Origin of the sequence: Hyphomonas neptunium ATCC 15444 (assembly GCF_000013025.1) — a bacterium.
Classification (GTDB): domain Bacteria; phylum Pseudomonadota; class Alphaproteobacteria; order Caulobacterales; family Hyphomonadaceae; genus Hyphomonas; species Hyphomonas neptunia.
On record NC_008358.1, the window covers coordinates 2,035,396 to 2,053,199 of the forward strand.

A 17,804-nucleotide genomic window follows, 5' to 3' on the forward strand; every position below is an offset into this window, starting at 1 on the left:
GGTTCTACCGGCGCGGTTTTACGAATGAGACATGTTCGCCCTTGGCGCCAACCTCAATAATCACGTCGATCCGCGTGCCTGGCTCAATGTCTTCGTAGCCTGCTTTCCGAAAAGCGACGGCGTGCACGAATATGTCAGTCTCTTGCCCATCCCGCAGAACGAACCCATAGCCCCGCGTCCGGTTGAACCATTTCAGGGTAACGGTCTCATAATCGGGCCGAAGGCCCTTTTCCTGCGCCACCACAGCGCGCGGACGCTCCATCTCGATGATGTGAGCGGTTTGCCATCCCCGCTCCTTGCGCACGGCATCACAGACGATCTTGGCGCCTTCATCGGCATAGTTCTCGCCATAATCGCGCAGGCAAGAGATGTGCAGCAACACATCGCCGGTCATATCCGCTTCAGAGGAAGACTCGGCGACGATGAATCCATAGCCTTTGGCACTGTCGAACCATTTGATCCGCCCGATCACGCGCACAGCAGGCTCGCTGGCCGTGGCCTCCGATTCGGTTTTGGCTGCAATCTTCGTCATCAACCCACATTCCCCAATTGGGAAATCTAGAGCGTGACAGAACGCTTGTCACCCAATCTTAACCCAGAAACCGGGTCAGAAATGACACAAGCGTCCAGAAAGTGACCAATGCGGGGGAAGTCTGGTGGCAGTCCCTAGGGGAGTCGAACCCCTCTTTTCAGGTTGAAAACCTGACGTCCTAACCGATAGACGAAGGGACCGCACCGGCTTGAGAACCGGGCATATAGCGGGTGAATTCTAACACCGCAACCCGTTTCCAACGCTGTTTTGCAGAAGATTCACAGCATTGCTGCATCCAGGATTTCAAGTTGCACCCGGCGCCGGCCATTCCACTGGTCAGACTTGAGGCGTCCGGCGAGGCCGACACGCTGCCCCGTGCGCAGAAGATCGCCCATAGGCTCGTCCGCCACACGCCAGGCAATGCACTCGATCCGTCCCGTATTATTCTCCGCCGTGAAGCGCAGGTGGTTGGCACCGATGCGGCGGACGCCCGTCGGCATTACATCCGTCATTGCAAAGACGGGCTCTGGCGCGCCCATGCCAAATGGGCCAAGCGCCGCAATCAGATCGTAGAGATCGGTCGTGGCACTGCCGGGTGAAAGAACGGCGTCGATATGCAGGTCCAGCGCCGCGTCCCGCTCGGCTGTGAATTGCGCCATATGCGCGACCATCCAGTCGTCAAACGCTGCGATCTGATGCGGCTCAAGGCTGAGACCGCCCGCCATGGCATGGCCACCTCCGGAAAGGATGATCCCTTCTCTTGCCGCAGCAGAGATTGCATCGCCCAGATTTACACCCGTCACAGAGCGGCCAGAGCCTTTGGCCACCGGTCCAAGGCCTTCGCCCCATCCGATGATGATTGTAGGTAAATGGAACCGGTCCTTCAGGCGGCCGGCCACAATACCGATCACACCGGGGTGCCACCCTTCACCTGCCGCAATGATAATGCCGCGATCCGGATTGGCTGCCAGCGCCCGCTCAGCCTGCGCCGTTGCCTCGTCCTGAATGGCTGCTTCCACAGCGCGGCGCTCGTCGTTGAGGGTATGCAAACGCTCTGCGAGCGCAATCGCCTCGCCCCGGTCATCCGTTGCCAGCAGCTTCGCCGCCAGCCATGGATCACCCACCCGTCCCCCGGCATTCAATCGCGGCCCCAGCAGGAACGTCGCATGATAGACGCTGTCGATCTCACCGATCCCGCTCACATCTGCCAGCGCCCTTAGCCCGACATTCTCGCCGCGAGACATGATCGTGAGGCCCTGGCGCACAAATGCCCGGTTGACGCCGGTCAGCGGAGACATGTCGCACAGCGTGCCGAGAGCGCAGAGATCCAGATAGGGCAGAATATCCGGCAAGCCCGCCGGCGGGGCGATATTCCGCTGCCGCGCCAGGCGGTTCATGGCCGCCGCAAAGACGAACACCACGCCCGCCGCCGCAAGGTGGCCCTGCCCCGATGTGCAGTCCGGACGGTTGGGATTCACTAGCGCCGCCGTTTCCGGCAGGTGGCCCGACATCAGGTGATGGTCCAGCACGACAACCGGCAGATCTATCGACACCGCTTCGTCGAGGGCCCTGACCGCTGCTGCGCCGCAATCGACGGTAATCACAAGGTCATAGCCCTGGGCCTTGAGCCACCTGAATGCCTCGGGCGACGGGCCATAACCTTCCTCAAGGCGGTCTGGCACATAAAGCCCCAGCTCCCTGCCCCAGGCGCGGAAGTAGCGCGCGAGTATGGCTGAAGATGTGCCGCCGTCGACATCGTAATCTGCAAACACGCAGACACGTTTTCCGGCAACAATGGCGTCGAGAATGATGCCTGCCGCCTTGTCCATGTCCGCAAAGAGGCTCGGATCGGGAAAAAGGTCTCGCAGGGTAGGTGCCAGATAGCTGGGCGCCGTCTCTGGTGTAACACCCCGCCCGGCAAGCAGCCGCGCAACAAGATCCGACCCCGCAGCCGCCGGCATCAGGCGCCGTACCATCGTTTCGTCCACATCGGCCAGCCGCCAGCGGCGCCCACCGGCGGAGCGTTCCACACCCAGAAATGGCGCGGCTTGAACTGTGGCGGGCTGGGACATTTTATGACCTTCGAGAGAATCAGTTGCCCAGACTAAACCCAACCAGCGCGCACGTGAAATCGATCGCTGCACAGGGGTGGCGAAATTGTGCCAACCGGCCTAGACGGCTGCGCAAAGCAATACGCCAACTATCACGCCCAAAATCACGCCTGAAACCACGAACGAGAGCGAACCATGATCCCCCGTTATACCCGCCCGGAAATGGCCGCCATCTGGACGCCGGAGTCCCGCTTCCAGATCTGGCTCGACATCGAAACGCTGGCTGCCGAAGCCATGGAACAGATGGGTCAGGTTCCCAAGGGCACGACCGCTGCCGTCCGGGAACGCGCGAAATTCGAGGTTGAGCGCATCGACGAGATCGAGCGCGAGGTGAAGCATGACGTGATCGCGTTCCTCACCAACGTTACCGAGCATGTTGGCGAAGAAGCCCGCTACCTGCATATGGGCATGACATCTTCGGATGTGCTCGACACTTGCCTGAATGTGCAGATGGTGCGCGCCGCAGACTTGATGCTTGCCGGGATCGACCGCGTGCTTGCTGCGCTCGAGAAGCGCGCCTTCGAGCACAAGCTCACCCCCACCATTGGCCGCAGCCATGGCATCCATGCCGAGCCGACCACATTCGGCATCAAGCTCGCCACCTTTCATGCCGAGTTCCAGCGCGCCCGTCAGCGCCTGTTGCTGGCCAAGGAAGAAGTCTCGACCTGCGCAATCTCCGGCGCGGTGGGCACGTTCGCCAATATCGATCCGAAGGTTGAGGAACACGTCGCCGCCAAGCTCGGCCTGACGATCGAGCCTGTCTCGACGCAGGTTATCCCGCGAGACCGCCACGCCATGTATTTCGCCGTGCTCGGTGTGATCGCCTCATCTGTGGAGCGCCTCGCAACGGAAGTCCGCCATCTTCAGCGCACCGAAGTTCTGGAAGCCGAGGAGTTCTTCTCCGCCGGCCAGAAGGGCTCCTCCGCGATGCCCCACAAGCGCAACCCGGTGTTGACCGAAAACCTGACCGGTCTTGCCCGCCTCGTGCGCTCGGCGGTCACCCCGGCGCTGGAAAACGTCGCCCTCTGGCATGAGCGGGACATCTCCCACTCCTCCGTGGAGCGCGGCATTGGCCCGGACGCGACGATCCACCTGGATTTTGCCCTTCACCGCCTCGCGGGTGTTGTCGAAAACCTGGTCGTCTATCCGGAGAACATGCTGGCGACGATCAACTCCATGGGCGGCCTGCACAATTCCCAGCGAATCCTGCTGGCGCTTGTTGAGAAGGGCGTCAGCCGCGAGGAGGCCTACCGCCTCGTGCAACGCAATGCGATGCGCACCTGGAAGAAGGAAGGCCCGCTCAATGAGTTGCTAAAGGGCGACGCCGATGTCTCCGCCCGCCTGACGGCCGCCGAAATCGATGATCTGTTCGATCTGGAATACCATTTCAAACATGTCGACACGATTTTCGCCCGCGTTTTTGGCAAAGCCTGACGCACCTGCAACAGAACGCATTAATCAGGGCAGGCTTTCGGGCCTGACCTTTTCTTTGCATGCCCGGCGGTTGACCGCACGCGCTTACGGGTGAACATCCCGCAATCTTTGGACTCATATTCTTGCGGGGCTTGATCGGATGAAGAAACTACTCCTGAGCGTGGCGTTTGGCGCACTTCTTACAGCCTGCGCGCCCGACGTGCCGCAGACGGCGGATACTGCCGCGGCACCGGCTGCCGAAGCAGAAGCTCCAACGCAAGAGCGGTCCGCCGCTGAGGAGATGCACTTCCGCACGCTGGTGCTGGATACTCACCTTGATACCCCCGCCTATTTCCATGATCCCAGCTACACCTTCTCAAAGAAGGGCAGCTTCGACGAAGACGGCACCCATGTGGACCTGCCCCGCATGAATGAAGGCGGCCTGGATGGTGGCTTCTGGGTCATCTTCACCCCGCAAGGCCCGCTGGATGAAGCCTCCTATCTGGCAGCCCGCAACATGGCGGTGCTCCGCCAGATGTCGATCCGGGAATTTGCGGCGAAGTATGCAGGCGATGTCGAACTCGCCTTCTCGACCTCCGATGCAGAGCGCATCGCAGCAGCGGGCAAAAAGATCGTCTTCCAGAGCATGGAGAACTCCTATCCGCTGGGCACTGATATTTCGATGCTCGACACCTTCTATGTCGGCGGCCTTCGGATGATTGCCCCGGTACACTTCCGTAACAATCAGTTTGCGGACAGCGCGACCGATGTGAATGAAGTTTTCGGTGGCCTCAGCCCTCTGGGAGAGGAACTGGTGCGCGAAGCAAACCGGCTTGGCCTTATTCTGGACGGCTCGCACGCATCTGACGGAACCGTGCGCGACATGCTGGAGATTTCGACGACGCCGCTGATCCTTTCACACTCCGGCCCAAAGGCGGTTTACGACCACCCTCGCAACGTTCCCGACGACCTGCTGATCGCTATCGCAGAGGACGGCGGCGTCATTCAGATCAATGCTTATGGCAGCTACCTGGAAGCCCTGCCCGCAAGCCCAGAGCGCCTGGCGGCACTTGCCGAGCTCGAAGCCGAATTTGGCAGCGACACCTCCGCAATGGATGAAGCAACCATGACGGCCTATCGCGCCGCGTATGAAACGGTGAACACGTCCTTCCCGGCGCCTCGCTCCACCTTTGAGAAGTTCATGGAACATCTTCTCTACACGCTCGAACTCGTGGGCCCGGAACATGTCGGCGTCGGTGCAGACTGGGATGGCGGCGGCGGCGTTGATGGAATGAAGGACATTGTCGACCTTCCAAAGGTGACCGCAGCGCTGGTTGAGGCGGGCTACTCTGAGGAAGACGTTGCAAATATCTGGGGCGGCAACGTCCTGCGGCTTATGTCGGAAGTGGATGCCGCGCGAAGCGCTGATCTCTCTTCCCCGCAAGTCCTGAACTGACGATGGAATGGCTGAGCGTCCTTCCGCCAGTAGCGGCTATTATCGTCGCCATCTGGTCACGGAACGTATATTGGGCGCTCGGCCTCGCCATTCTTCTTTCTGAAACACTGCAGGTTGGACTGAACCCGGCGCTTGGCGCGCTGGGTAGCATTGACAGGGCAACGGGTGTTTTTGCGGACCCCGGCAATACACGCATTCTTTTATTCTGCCTCATCATCGGCGCGCTGATTGCCTATCTTGAACGGGCGGGCGCCTTTGCGGCAATGGTCAGATGGCTGATGCGAAGCGGCGTGGCTTCCGGCCCCAAGCGCGCCAGTGGCGTCACAGCCGTTGCTGGGATTATCCTCTTTATAGAAACGAACATCAGCCTTCTTGCCACAGGTCTTCTGGGAAAACCCCTGTTTGACAAAGTGAGGCTAAGCCGTGTGCGTTTGGCTTACATCATCGACTCCACCTGCGCGCCCGTCAGTGTGCTGATCCTGTTGAATGGCTGGGGCGCTTTCATACTCGGGTTGCTGGCAACCAATGGCGTAGACGCGCCGCTTGGGGTTCTTGTCAGTTCCATCGGTCTCAATTTCTATGCCTTTCTGACATTGGCACTGGTCTTTTTCACGGTCGTCACCAACAGGACCTTCGGCCCAATGCGGGCTTTTGATGCGGCGGCCGCCCAAATAGAAACCTTGGATGAAGATCCCGATCCCCAACCCGGCGCGCTGCTGACCTTCATCCTCCCGATGTTGATCCTGGTCGGCGGCTCCATCGGTTTCATGTGGTGGACCGGGGGCGGCAACATTCTCGCAGGGTCGGGCTCCAAGGCGATCCTCTGGTCCGTGATCCTTGCTACCGCAGCGGCGTTCCTTCTTGCCACGAGCAATCCGGCTTTGCGCGGCACTCTGCTGGACACCGGTTTTGAAGGCATGGGTAAACTGTTGCCTGCTGTCATCATCATCTTCATGGCGCTCGCCCTGGGCGACAGCCTCAAAGCGCTGGGCACGGGCCTCTTCCTGTCAAACCTGGCCAGCAGCCTGCCAGCGCCCTGGCTGATCCCGGCCGCCCTGTTCCTGACTGCGTCAGTGACGTCCTTCACGACAGGCACCAGCTGGGGCACCTATGGAATCCTTATCCCGGTTGCGATCCCTCTGGCGGTTGGGGCGGGCATTCCGCTTCCCCTTGTTATAGCCGCCGTTATGGGAGGGGGCGTATTCGGCGATCACTGTTCACCTATTTCCGACACGACGATCATCGCCTCGCTCGCCTCGGGATGTGATCACCTCGATCATGTGCGCACCCAGTTGCCCTACGCTCTGCTCGCCGGCGGGGCCGCGACGCTGCTTTACGTTGTGGCAGGTTTGACGGCCTGACGCCTCACCTCGCGGCAGGCCGCCCGATTGGCGGTTGATGGCGTTCGCTGGTTGCCTGATGGTCTGGCGCAAGCAGAAACTGGAGGAAACCGATGGCCCGCAACCTGTTCGATCTGACTGGAAAAGTCGCCCTTGTAACCGGCGGCAGCCGCGGTCTCGGCTTTGAGATGGTGAAGGCTTTTGCGGAGAATGGCGCCGATGTGATCATCGCCAGCCGCAAGCTGGATGCGTGTGAGGCGGCCGCTGAAGAAGTGCGAAAGCTCGGCCGGAAGGCCTTTGCGTTTGCCGCCCATTGCGGGCGCTGGGACGACATCGACGCCCTGATCGAGGCCTCCTACGGGCATTTCGGACGGGTCGATATTCTCGTGAACAATGCCGGCTCCGGACCGCGCATGGCCAGCGATGAGGTGACAGAAAACCTCTTTGATTCCGTGTTGAACCTGAACTTCAAAGGCCCGTTCCGTCTGGCCAGCCAGGTCGCCAAGCGCATGGCAGACGGCGATGGCGGCTCGATCATCAACATCTCGTCGTCAGGCAGCCTAGTGCCCCTGCCCCATGTGGTGCCCTATGGCTCGGCCAAGGCAGCAATCAACGCCATGAGCCTGTCTCTGGCGCATGAGTATGCGCCCAAGGTGCGGGTGAACACGATCTGCCCTGGGCCGTTCCTGACCGACATTGCCAAGGCCTGGCCCGAACAGATGCGCCAGTCTGCGGATAACGCCCTTGGGCGTCCGGGTTACCCCGAGGAGATCGTGACGGCGGCTCTTTATCTGGCGAGTCCGGCCTCAAGTTTCACGACAGGGTCTTTGTTGCGCGTGGATGGCAGCGCCGCCTGAAAAACCTTAGAAAAACAGCGTCAAAACTGTGACAAGGCCCGCCTCTGGCGGGCCTTTTTGCGTCACCGCCCGGACAAACTTGGACAAAACGGGACAAATTGGGACACCTGCGCCCCTTGCATCGGCCACGCCTCATGAGTAATGCAATATTATTACATTACGCAAAAAAGTGAGCCTCCCAGATGAAACGCACGCTCCTGCTGACCGCCCTCTCCAGTCACATTCTCACCGGCCTTGCCCTGGCCCAGGAAACCGACACGCCCCGCGTTGAAGCCCCCATCATCGTCACCGCGCCCGGTCCCGCGCGCTCCAGCGACGAGCTGATCGGCAACGCCACGGCGCTGGACCGCGCCGACATCATCGGCCGCCTCTCCGGCACGCTGGGGGACACGCTGTCAGGTGAACCGGGTGTCTCCTCCACCTTCTTCGGACAGGGCGCGAGCCGGCCTGTGCTGCGCGGCCTTGGCGCCGAGCGCGTGCAGGTGCTGACCAACGGCATTGGCGTGATCGACGTCTCCGCCGCAAGCCCGGACCACCAGGTCGCCGCCGACGGCATTGACGCCGACAAGATCGAAATCCTGCGCGGCCCGGCAGCGCTCGCCTATGGCGGCCAGGCGATCGGCGGCGTGGTCAACGTCATCGACGGGTTGATCGTCGAGACGCTGCCCGAGCGCGCGGTAAGCGGAGAAGCCTATGGCGCGTATAACGGCGTGAACGATGGCACCGAGCTGGGCGGGCGCGCCGCCTTCACGGCCGGGCCCCTCGTCTTCTCCCTCTCCGCCTCAAAGCGTGAGTTTGGCGACTATGACATTCCCGGCCTGGCCGAGTCCCGCCAGCTTCGCCACCGCGAAGAGCTGGAGCATGAGGCCGAAGAAGCTGCCGAAGGCGAAGACCACGAGCATGAGGAAGAAGCGCTGGTGGAAGGCTCCCTCCCCAACTCTTTCCTCGATACCGAAACCTTCGGCGGCGGCATCAGCTGGGTTGGCGAGCGCGCCTTTGCCGGATTTGCCGTGCGCCAGCAGACATCAAAGTACGGTCTTCCCGGCCATTCCCACGCCCATGGCGAGGAAGAACACGACCATGAAGACGGCGAAGACCACGAAGACGAAGAGCATGACCACGATCATGCGCACGAGGAAGAAGGCGCGCCGTTCATTGATCTGAAGCAGACGCGGTATGATTTCCGTGCCGGGATCAATCTGGATGGCCCCGTCCTGAAAGCCGTCACCGGCACGCTTTCCTACTCCGATTACGAGCACAGCGAAGTCGAAGGCGACGAAGCGAGCTCTGTTTTCAAATCCGACGGAGTTGAAGGGCGCGTTGAGCTCGATCACGCGCTCGCCGGCTTTGAAGGCGCCGTTGGTCTTCAGTTCCTCGACAAATCGCTGGACGCGAGCGGCGGTGAAGCCTTTCTGACGCCCACGGACACGACCTCCTGGGCGGTGTTCCTCTATGAAACGCGCGACTGGGACAGCGGCTTTGGCATCGAAGGCGGTCTGCGCGTCGAGCAGCTAGAGCATGACAACGCCGTGGCCGGAAAGGCCGAGTTTGACCTTTACAGCGCCTCGGCCGGCGTTCATCAGCATTTCGGCGATGGCTGGTTTGGCGGCGCGCAGGTGGCCTATACCGAACGCGGCCCGAATGAGAGCGAACTCTTCGCCTTTGGCCCCCACCTTGCCACTGAACAGTTCGAAGTGGGCGACGCGAACCTCGACAAGGAACGCGGGCTGAACCTGGAAGGCACCCTGCGCTGGCGCGGCGACAAGGCGAGCTTTGGCGCGAACGTGTTCCATACGAGCTTCAGCGACTTCATCTATCTTGCCCCCGGCAGCATCGAGGAAGACGGCGAGCTGGTGACCGAAGAGGACGGCCTGCCTGTCTTCGCCTTCTCTCAGGAGGACGCGACCCTTTATGGCGGCGAAATCTATGGCGAATATTATATCAATCAGGGCCCGCTCGGCGCCGACTGGAAATTCCGCTCCGGGATTGATTATGTGCGCGGCGAACTTGATGGCGGCGAAAACCTGCCCTTCATTCCGCCTCTGCGTGTGACCGCCGGCGCTGACGCCGACTGGCAGCGCGTGATGGTGGGCGCCAGCGTGGAATGGGCAGACAACCAGCGCCGCGTGGGCGAAGGCCAGCTGGGCACCGGGGATTACACGCTGGTGAACCTCAAGACGGCGCTCAAACTCTCCGAATACGGAATTGGCCGCGAAGGCACGCAGTTCTTTGTTGAGGTGCGCAACATTGCCGACGAGGAAGCGCGGCTGGCAACGTCTGTTCTGCGCGATACTGTGCCGCTGCCGGGGCGCAATCTGCGCGCGGGGCTGCGGTATACTTTCTGAGGCGGGCGCCCTTCGGGCGGCCCTCACCTCCCACCGCCTTTGGCGGTGGGAGGTGAGGGCCGCGAAGCGCAGTCGAGGTGAGAAGGCTAGATGTGCAGCACACGGCCTTCTGCATCCAGAACCGCTTCATGCATCGTTTCCGAGAGCGTGGGGTGTGGGAAGACGGTGTGGATCAGATCCGCTTCCGTCAGCTCGCCCTGGCGGGCGATGACATAGCCCTGGATCAGCTCGGTAACTTCGGCGCCGATCATGTGGGCGCCCAGCAACTCGCCGGTCTTCTTGTCGAAGATGGTTTTGACGAGGCCATTCTCCGCCCCCAGAGCAATTGCCTTGCCATTGCCCAAGAAAGGAAAGCGGCCAACCTTGATGTCATAGCCCTTCTCTTTCGCGGCGGCCTCTGTGAGCCCAACGCTGGCGATTTGGGGATGGGAATAGGTGCAGCCCGGAATATTTGAGGCGTCAAAGGGCTCGGCATGGTTTTTCCCATGGATGCCTTCAACGCACATCACGCCCTCATGGCTGGCCTTGTGGGCAAGCCAGGGCGGGCCGGTGAGATCGCCGATCGCATAGAGGCCGGGCACGCCTGTGCGCCCGAAGCCATCGACCACGACATGGGTTTTCTCCACCTTCACGCCGAGCGTTTCGAGGCCTAGATTTTCCACATTGCCGACGATGCCGACGGCGAGGATGACGCGGTCGAATTCCTTCGTTTCCTTCTTGCCATCCTTGGTCGTGATGTCGGCCGTGACGGTGTTCTTGCCGGGCTTTACGTTTTCTACCTTGGCGCCGGTGAGGATGTTCAGGCCCTGTTTCTTGAAATCCTTCTCGGCGAGGCCGGAGATTTCGGCGTCTTCGACGGGCAGGATGCGGTCCATCACTTCGGCGACGGTCACGTCGCTGCCCAGCTCATTATAAAAGCTCGCAAACTCGATGCCGATGGCGCCCGATCCAATGACGAGCAGGCGTTTGGGCATCACATCCGGCGTCATCGCTTCGCGATAGGTCCAAACAAGCTTGCCGTCAGCTTTCAAGCCAGCCTGCGGAATATCGCGGGCGCGCGCGCCTGTGGCGAGCATGACATGTTTGGCTGTATACGGCGTATCCTTGCCATCCTTGCCCTTGACGATAACCTTGGGCGCGGGCGCGCCTTTCTCGAGCCGGGCTGCGCCCTCGATCACGTCGATCTTGTTTTTCTTCATCAGGAATTTGACGCCGCCCGAAAGCTGCGCCGCGATGCCGCGCGAGCGTTTCACGATGGCCTCCAGATCAAATTCCGGCTTCTCGATTTTCAGGCCGAAGGATTTGGCGTGCTTGGCCAGATGTAGCACTTCGGCCGAGCGAAGCAGCGCCTTGGTCGGGATGCAGCCCCAGTTGAGACAGATGCCGCCGAGGCTCTCGCGCTCCACAATGGCTGTCTTCATGCCGAGCTGGCTCGCGCGGATCGCCGCGACATAGCCGCCCGGACCGGAGCCGATGACGATGAGGTCGTATTGGGTGGACATGTCCTAGATCCTCTTATTCACCAGCTAAAGCAGCATCGCTTCGGGCGTTTCCACATAGCGCTTGAACGCCGTCAGCCATTTGGCGCCCTCTGCGCCGCCGATGACGCGGTGGTCGCAGGTGAGGGTGACGCTCATGATCGTCCGTACGGCGACATTGCCCTTCTCGTCGACCACGGCACGTTTTTCGCCGGCGCCGACCGAAAGGATCATGCCTTCGGGCGGGTTGATAATCGAGGCGAAGGATTTGATGCCGAACATGCCGAGGTTCGAGATGGAGAAGGTGCCGCCCATATATTCCTGGGGCTTCAGCTTGCGCTCGCGCGCGCGGGCGGCGAGGTCTTTCATCTCTTCGGAGATTTCAGCCAGGCCCTTGGTTTCGGCCTTGAAGATCACCGGGGTGATCAGGCCGCCTTCGACCGCGACGGCGACGGAGACGTTGGCATGCTTGTGATAGGCGATGCCTTTGTCCGTGAACGATGCATTGCAGTCGGGCTCATCCATCAGCGCGAGCGCGGCGGCCTTGATGAGGAGGTCGTTGACTGAGACCTTCACGCCTTCGCGGGCAGCGTTGTTGATCGAGGCTCGGCTGGTCAGCAGATTGTCGAGCGTGATGTCGATGTTAAGCGGGAAATGCGGCACCTGCATGAAGCTCTGCGTCAGGCGCCTGGCGACGGTCTTGCGCATGCCATCGAGCGGTTTCAGCTCGTAGGTATCGGGCGCATAGACCCGGTCGTCGAGGATCTGCGGCAGGATGAGCCCATCGGGCGAAGCAGGCGCTGCGGCGCCAGCAGTAGCCGCCTGCGCGCCAGGCTTGGCGCTTTCCACATCGCGTTTGATGATGCGGCCATGGGGGCCGGAGCCTTTGAGGGCTTTGAGGTCGATGCCTTTATTTGCCGCGATGCGCTTGGCGAGGGGGGAGGCTTTGAGGCGCGCACCATCATCCGACTTGGCCGGAGCGGCCGCTTTAGCGGGCTCGGGTTTGGCCTCTTCCTTTTTCGGTTCGGGCTTCTTCTCGTCGGGCTTCTTTTCTCCAGCCTTCGGAGCGTCTTCCTTCTTCTCTTCCTTCTTCGGCGCAGCGTCGGCCGACGGCGTCTTTACGGATGAGGCATCCTCGCCGTCCTCGGCCAGGACGGCGATGACGGCGTTGACCTTTACCCCTTCGGAGCCTTCGGCCACGACGATTTTTGCAACAGTGCCTTCATCGACGGCTTCGACTTCCATCGTCGCCTTGTCGGTCTCGATCTCGGCGATGATGTCGCCGGACTTGACGGTGTCGCCTTCCTTGACGAGCCATTTGGCGAGCGTGCCCTCTTCCATCGTGGGGCTGAGAGCGGGCATGGTGATGTTGATGGCCATCAGAACGCTCCCTCGCAGACTTTCTTCGCCGCCGCGACGATGTCGTCCGCATTCGGAAGGCTCATCGCTTCGAGGTTTGCGGCGTATGGCAGGGGCACGTCTTTCTGGTGGACGCGGATGGGGGGCGCGTCGAGATAGTCAAACGCTTCGGCGACCACGGTGGCGGCGATTTCTGCGCCGACGCCCATGAAGCGCCAGCCTTCTTCGCAGCAGACGAGGCGGTTGGTTTTCTTCACGCTCTCTATGACGGTGTCAGTGTCGAGCGGGCGCAGGGTGCGCAGGTCGATCACTTCGGCGCTGATGCCTTCTTCGGCGAGGCGCTCGGCCGCCTGAAGCGCAAAGCCGACCATGCGGGAATGGGCCACCAGCGTGACATCCGTGCCCTCACGCTTCACCGCCGCCTTGCCGATGGGGACGATGTGATCGTCAATATCGGGTACCGGGAAGGATTGGCCGTAGAGGAGTTCATGCTCAAGGAAGACGACCGGATTGGGGTCGCGGATCGCGGCCTTGAGAAGGCCTTTGGCGTCAGCCGCGTCATAGGGCGCGATGACTTTGAGGCCGGGGATCTGGGCGTACCAGGCAGAGTAGTCCTGGCTGTGCTGGGCGCCGACGCGACTGGCCGCACCATTGGGGCCGCGGAACACGATGGGACAGCCCATCTGACCGCCGGACATATAGAGCGTCTTGGCGGCAGAGTTGATGATCTGGTCGATGGCCTGCATGGCGAAGTTGAAGGTCATGAACTCGACAATGGGTTTAAGGCCCGCAAAGGCAGCGCCAACACCGAGGCCAGCAAAGCCATGCTCCGTGATCGGTGTATCCACCACGCGGCGATCACCGAATTCCTGGAGCAGTTCGCGGGTGACCTTGTAGGCGCCCTGATATTGCGCAACTTCCTCGCCCATGACGAAGACGCGCTCATCCTTGCGCATCTCTTCGGCCATCGCGTCGCGCAGGGCGTCGCGCACGGTCGTTTCGGTGAAGGTGGTGCCTTCGGGCAGCGAGGGGTCTTTGACAATTGCAGCGCGGGGCTGTTCGGGCGCTTTGGGTTTGGGATCTTCCTGTTCCGGAACGGCCTGCTTCGACTCCTTCACCTCTTCAGACTCGGAAGCCGCCTCGGCTTTCTCTTCCTTGGGTTTGGACGACGCTTCTTTGGACACGTCCTCACCATCTTCGGCGAGGACGGCTATAACGGCGTTGACCTTCACATTCTCGGTGCCCTCGGGCACGACGATCTTTGCGAGGACGCCCTCATCGACCGCTTCGACTTCCATCGTCGCTTTGTCGGTTTCGATTTCGGCGATCACGTCACCGGACTTGATGGCATCGCCTTCTTTCTTCAGCCATTTGGAGAGCGTGCCCTCTTCCATGGTTGGCGACAGCGCAGGCATTAGGATGTCTACGGACATTATTTGAACTCCGAAATACGGAATGAATTTAGGGCGGGCAGCAAACGAAGCGCACTCACGCGCATCACACCGCCTCTTCGATCAGAACATCTGTCCACAGCTCGCTCGCGTCGGGCTCCGGGCTCTCCAGGGAGAAATCCGCAGCCTCCTTCACGATGGCCTTGATCTCGTTGTCGATCTTTTTCAGCTCGTCCTCGGTGGCGTGGCCCTGCTCAAGGATCTGGCCTTTGAGGCCCTCAATCGGGTCATGGTGCGAGCGGATGTCGTCGACCTCTTCCCGCTTGCGATACTTCGCAGGGTCGGACATCGAGTGGCCGCGATAGCGATAGGTCTTCATCTCGAGGATATAGGGGCCTTTTCCGGCGCGCGCATGCTTCACCGCCTTCTCGCCGGCTTCGCGCACCGCCAGCACATCCATGCCGTCGACTTCCTCGCCTTCGATCTCGAAGGAGATGCCGCGCTTGAACAGCTCGACTTCCGAGGCATGGCGCTCAACGCTCGTGCCCATGGCGTACATGTTGTTCTCGATCACGTAGACAACCGGCAGCTTCCAGAGGGAGGCCATGTTGAAGGCTTCGTAGACCTGGCCCTGATTGGCTGCGCCGTCGCCGAAGTAAGCGAGGCTGACATTATCGTTGCCGCGATACTTGTTGGCGAAGGCAAGGCCCGTGCCCAGAGGCACCTGCGCGCCGACGATACCGTGGCCGCCATAGAAATTCTTCTCTTTCGAGAACATGTGCATGGAGCCGCCCTTGCCGCGCGAATAGCCGCCGACCCGTCCGGTCAGCTCGGCCATGACGCCCTTGGGGTCCATCTGACAGGCCAGCATGTGGCCGTGGTCGCGGTAACCGGTAATGACCTGGTCGCCCTCTTTGAGGCAGGCCTGCATGCCGGTAACGACCGCTTCCTGCCCGATATAGAGGTGGCAGAAGCCGGCGATCTTGCCCATGCCGTAAAGCTGGCCAGCCTTCTCCTCGAAGCGCCGGATCAGCAGCATCTCCCGGTAGAAGGCAAGCATTTCGGCCTTAGTGGCCTTAGCGGGTGCCTTTTTTGCACTCTTTGGTTTTGTTGCCATGACTCTGTGCCTCCCAGAGGCCTTTATGGCGCTGCATTTTTGCAACGACAAGTCAGAGCATCGTTGTCAATTTGCAGAGCTACGTTCTGGTGTAAGGAGAACGATCTCTCCCGGATATACGAATGCCAGCTTATCACGGGCGAGCGCTTCGACATAATCGGGATCGACAGAACCCGGCGTCAACCGGCGGATGTCGACGCGGAGGCGCTCGATTTCCTGTTGCATTTCAACGAGTTCGGTCTTGCGGGTTTCGAGTTCTATTTGGGCATCCGTCCAACGTCCGAGCCCCTTCTCCCCCGCGAACGCGTGGAAGGCAAAGTAGAGCACAAGAAGACTGAGCCCGAGGGCCTGGAGCCGTGAAACCATATGCATAGGCCTACTGGCTCGTGGTAACCAAACCCTTACTGACGGGCACGAACAGGTGGGTCGGCAGAGCGGCGCCAAGCCTGCGTTCAGCTCGCAAGCTCAAGCAAAACAGGGGCTTGCTCGATAAGCTCCGGCATCCCGATCCAGTAGCCTTGCATCTGATCGCACCCAAAAGCGGCGACCATGGCCGCCGTCTCGGCGCATTCGATTCCCTCAACCGAACACGTCATGCCCAGCTCATGCGCCAGCGACACCGTCGCTTTCAGGATTTTCTGGATTTCCGTGCGCTCCCTGAGTTCACCGACGAAGGCACGATCAAGCTTGATCTTGTCGAGCGGCAGCCTGTCGAGCATGGCAAGAGACGAATAGCCGGCGCCGAAATCGTCCAGCACGACCCGGAAGCCGAGCGCCCGGGCCTCGTCAAGCACGGCGCAGTTCTGGTCGACATTGCGGAAGGCGACCTGTTCTGTGATCTCAAGTTCGATTCGCTCTGGCGGGATACCATGCTGCGCTATGATGGCACTGAGCTTTGGCAGGAACTGGCTGGAGATGAGCTGGGACGGTGAGACATTGATGGCGAGCAACCAGCTCGTCCCGGTAAGCGAGGGGAGCGCCTGGCGCAGGGTTGCCCACAGAATGTCATTCAGCAGGCCGAGGCGTTCGGCAATCGGAATGAAGTCCTGCGGCGCGGGATCTCGCGGGAAACCACTCTTGGGCCAGCGCGCCAGTAGCTCCATCGCAACGATCCGGCCGTCATTTACCGATACGATTGGCTGCAGCGCTCCGCGAATGCGGCCGGTTGCCAGCGCATGGCGAAAAGCGATCTCAATGGCGGAAGATGTCAGCGCGGCAGAATCGGCAACGGGGTCGAACTCGACCACGCCGAGGTGCTCCACCTTGGCGCGGCGCATCGCGACATCAGCCGAGTGCAGAACATCTGACACCTGCGTGCCCGCAATGCCCGCCCGGCCCCAACCAATTGATGCACCGACGGAGACAGATCCTGCCTCGGACCGGATGGGCGCCGAGAGGCCGCTATGCAGGATGGACATCTGCCGGGCGGCCTCCCCTGGCTCTCCGGGGACCGCACACAGCACCGCAAATTCGTCCCCCCCGAGGCGCGCTGCGGCCAGCACGAACGGGTGATCTTCAAGACGATTGGCGACCGTCCTCAGGACTTCATCACCGAGGGCATGGCCAAACTCATCATTCAAAGGCTTGAAGCGGTCCAGATCTACGAAAGCGATGAAGTAGTCGGCGCCCGTCCCGGCGTGGGCCTCGACCACATCAAGGAAAGACCGCCGGTTACGCAGCCCCGTGAGGGGGTCTTCCGCAGCGAGACGCGTCGTTTTCGTTACAAGCGTACGCAGGATTTCGCGCGTTTTAACGCTCTTGTGTGCGCCTGTGACAAGGTAAGCAACAAGCGTGAAAAGGGCTGCACAGCCGACAACCTTCTCTCTTTCCCCCAGATGGGGATCGAAAATAGCCCAGCCGATCATGATGGCTGCACCGATGATTGCCGGAAGACAAGTTGCGATGGCTTGCAGCCGGCTCTCATTGTAGGAGAGCGACCCGTTGATCAGTATGCCGAGCAGAATGGCGCCCCCTGTCAGCTTGTCGATTATGTCTCCCGGTATCCACAGAAGGAGACAGATGGAAGTCCAGAGGCAGGCGCCGATCCACAAGTGAACGAAGTAAGTCACCAAGCGGCTGTGGACCGAAAGATCCGTTCTGCGCACACGCCGGGCAAGCCGAAATTCTCCGTACTCGTTTAATACTACAAGCAGCCCCCAAATAATTGCGAGCTGAGCCGACGCTGTATAAGCGACGACTGCAGTGATGATTAGGCATGTAACCAAACGGCTTGCGCTGTCAGCGGCCAGCCTGCGCACCAGGTCCAGCGTGGTGGCCAACTCCTGCTCGATAGTCCATTCCGCACCGAGAATAGTTTTAAGCATACGACTCAACCTGCCGACCTACCGAAGAGGTCTAGCAGAACATCGTGTTCCGCTAGCTAACCCCTTCGGTCTGTTTGCGGT

At 60.9% G+C, this 17,804-nt stretch carries 13 protein-coding genes and 1 tRNA gene; 5 read left to right on the forward strand and 9 right to left on the reverse strand.

Annotated features, from left to right (window positions below):
- Positions 1-4: 4 nt before the first annotated feature.
- From HNE_RS09730 to recJ, 3 genes are all read right to left on the reverse strand, one after another.
- Entirely contained in the window at positions 5-532 is a 528-nt protein-coding gene (locus HNE_RS09730; protein WP_011646967.1) for a cold shock domain-containing protein, read from the reverse strand.
- A gap of 125 nt (positions 533-657) precedes the next feature.
- Positions 658-732, reverse strand: a tRNA-Glu gene (locus HNE_RS09735).
- A gap of 78 nt (positions 733-810) precedes the next feature.
- Positions 811-2,604: a single-stranded-DNA-specific exonuclease RecJ gene (gene recJ, locus HNE_RS09740; RefSeq protein ID WP_011646968.1), complete on the reverse strand. Its 1,794-nt coding sequence runs from the start codon at positions 2,602-2,604 to the stop codon at positions 811-813.
- A gap of 174 nt (positions 2,605-2,778) precedes the next feature.
- Here recJ and purB point away from each other — a divergent pair, with 174 nt between their 5' ends.
- The 5 genes from purB (at position 2,779) to HNE_RS09765 (ending at position 10,054) form a co-directional block, all read left to right on the forward strand.
- Entirely contained in the window at positions 2,779-4,077 is a 1,299-nt protein-coding gene (gene purB, locus HNE_RS09745; protein WP_011646969.1) for an adenylosuccinate lyase, read from the forward strand.
- A 139-nt stretch (positions 4,078-4,216) separates the two neighbouring features.
- Positions 4,217-5,512 (forward strand): dipeptidase, encoded by a 1,296-nt coding sequence (locus tag HNE_RS09750; RefSeq protein ID WP_011646970.1) that lies wholly within the window; start codon positions 4,217-4,219, stop codon positions 5,510-5,512.
- Between the two features lie 2 nt (positions 5,513-5,514).
- On the forward strand, positions 5,515-6,873 hold the full coding sequence (locus tag HNE_RS09755) for a Na+/H+ antiporter NhaC family protein (RefSeq protein WP_011646971.1): 1,359 nt from the start codon (positions 5,515-5,517) through the stop codon (positions 6,871-6,873).
- A 92-nt stretch (positions 6,874-6,965) separates the two neighbouring features.
- Positions 6,966-7,709 carry an SDR family NAD(P)-dependent oxidoreductase gene (locus tag HNE_RS09760; protein WP_011646972.1) on the forward strand — a complete coding sequence of 248 codons (744 nt, stop codon included), beginning with the start codon at positions 6,966-6,968 and terminating at the stop codon, positions 7,707-7,709.
- Positions 7,710-7,891: 182 nt separating this feature from the next.
- A complete protein-coding gene (locus tag HNE_RS09765) occupies positions 7,892-10,054 on the forward strand; it encodes a TonB-dependent receptor (protein ID WP_011646973.1) in 2,163 nt (720 codons plus the stop codon).
- An 86-nt stretch (positions 10,055-10,140) separates the two neighbouring features.
- Here HNE_RS09765 and lpdA read toward each other — a convergent pair whose 3' ends face one another.
- From lpdA to HNE_RS09795, 6 genes are all read right to left on the reverse strand, one after another.
- Positions 10,141-11,556, reverse strand: coding sequence for a dihydrolipoyl dehydrogenase (lpdA, locus tag HNE_RS09770; protein WP_011646974.1), 1,416 nt, complete (start codon positions 11,554-11,556; stop codon positions 10,141-10,143).
- Between the two features lie 24 nt (positions 11,557-11,580).
- Positions 11,581-12,912, reverse strand: a complete 1,332-nt coding sequence (locus HNE_RS09775) for a pyruvate dehydrogenase complex dihydrolipoamide acetyltransferase (protein WP_011646975.1) — start codon at positions 12,910-12,912, stop codon at positions 11,581-11,583.
- A complete protein-coding gene (locus tag HNE_RS09780; RefSeq protein WP_011646976.1) occupies positions 12,912-14,324 on the reverse strand; it encodes a pyruvate dehydrogenase complex E1 component subunit beta in 1,413 nt (470 codons plus the stop codon). Before HNE_RS09780 ends, HNE_RS09775 begins: the two co-directional genes overlap by 1 nt.
- A gap of 64 nt (positions 14,325-14,388) precedes the next feature.
- Positions 14,389-15,399, reverse strand: a complete 1,011-nt coding sequence (pdhA, locus tag HNE_RS09785) for a pyruvate dehydrogenase (acetyl-transferring) E1 component subunit alpha (RefSeq protein WP_011646977.1) — start codon at positions 15,397-15,399, stop codon at positions 14,389-14,391.
- Between the two features lie 66 nt (positions 15,400-15,465).
- Positions 15,466-15,765, reverse strand: a complete 300-nt coding sequence (locus tag HNE_RS18385) for an FtsB family cell division protein (protein ID WP_160162618.1) — start codon at positions 15,763-15,765, stop codon at positions 15,466-15,468.
- An 86-nt stretch (positions 15,766-15,851) separates the two neighbouring features.
- Positions 15,852-17,468, reverse strand: a complete 1,617-nt coding sequence (locus tag HNE_RS09795; RefSeq protein ID WP_160162619.1) for a putative bifunctional diguanylate cyclase/phosphodiesterase — start codon at positions 17,466-17,468, stop codon at positions 15,852-15,854.
- Positions 17,469-17,804 lie beyond the last annotated feature (336 nt).

Excerpts from the sequence above, each read along its gene's own strand:
- HNE_RS09775 (WP_011646975.1), bottom strand. The coding sequence starts at position 12,912 with ATGGCCATCAACATCACCATGCCCGCTCTCAGCCCCACGATGGAAGAG.
- recJ (WP_011646968.1), bottom strand. The coding sequence starts at position 2,604 with ATGTCCCAGCCCGCCACAGTTCAAGCCGCGCCATTTCTGGGTGTGGAA.
- HNE_RS09730 (WP_011646967.1), bottom strand. The coding sequence starts at position 532 with ATGACGAAGATTGCAGCCAAAACCGAATCGGAGGCCACGGCCAGCGAG.
- HNE_RS09765 (WP_011646973.1), top strand. The coding sequence starts at position 7,892 with ATGAAACGCACGCTCCTGCTGACCGCCCTCTCCAGTCACATTCTCACC.
- HNE_RS09755 (WP_011646971.1), top strand. The coding sequence starts at position 5,515 with ATGGAATGGCTGAGCGTCCTTCCGCCAGTAGCGGCTATTATCGTCGCC.
- pdhA (WP_011646977.1), bottom strand. The coding sequence starts at position 15,399 with ATGGCAACAAAACCAAAGAGTGCAAAAAAGGCACCCGCTAAGGCCACT.
- HNE_RS09780 (WP_011646976.1), bottom strand. The coding sequence starts at position 14,324 with ATGTCCGTAGACATCCTAATGCCTGCGCTGTCGCCAACCATGGAAGAG.
- lpdA (WP_011646974.1), bottom strand. The coding sequence starts at position 11,556 with ATGTCCACCCAATACGACCTCATCGTCATCGGCTCCGGTCCGGGCGGC.
- HNE_RS09750 (WP_011646970.1), top strand. The coding sequence starts at position 4,217 with ATGAAGAAACTACTCCTGAGCGTGGCGTTTGGCGCACTTCTTACAGCC.
- HNE_RS09760 (WP_011646972.1), top strand. The coding sequence starts at position 6,966 with ATGGCCCGCAACCTGTTCGATCTGACTGGAAAAGTCGCCCTTGTAACC.
- HNE_RS18385 (WP_160162618.1), bottom strand. The coding sequence starts at position 15,765 with ATGGTTTCACGGCTCCAGGCCCTCGGGCTCAGTCTTCTTGTGCTCTAC.
- purB (WP_011646969.1), top strand. The coding sequence starts at position 2,779 with ATGATCCCCCGTTATACCCGCCCGGAAATGGCCGCCATCTGGACGCCG.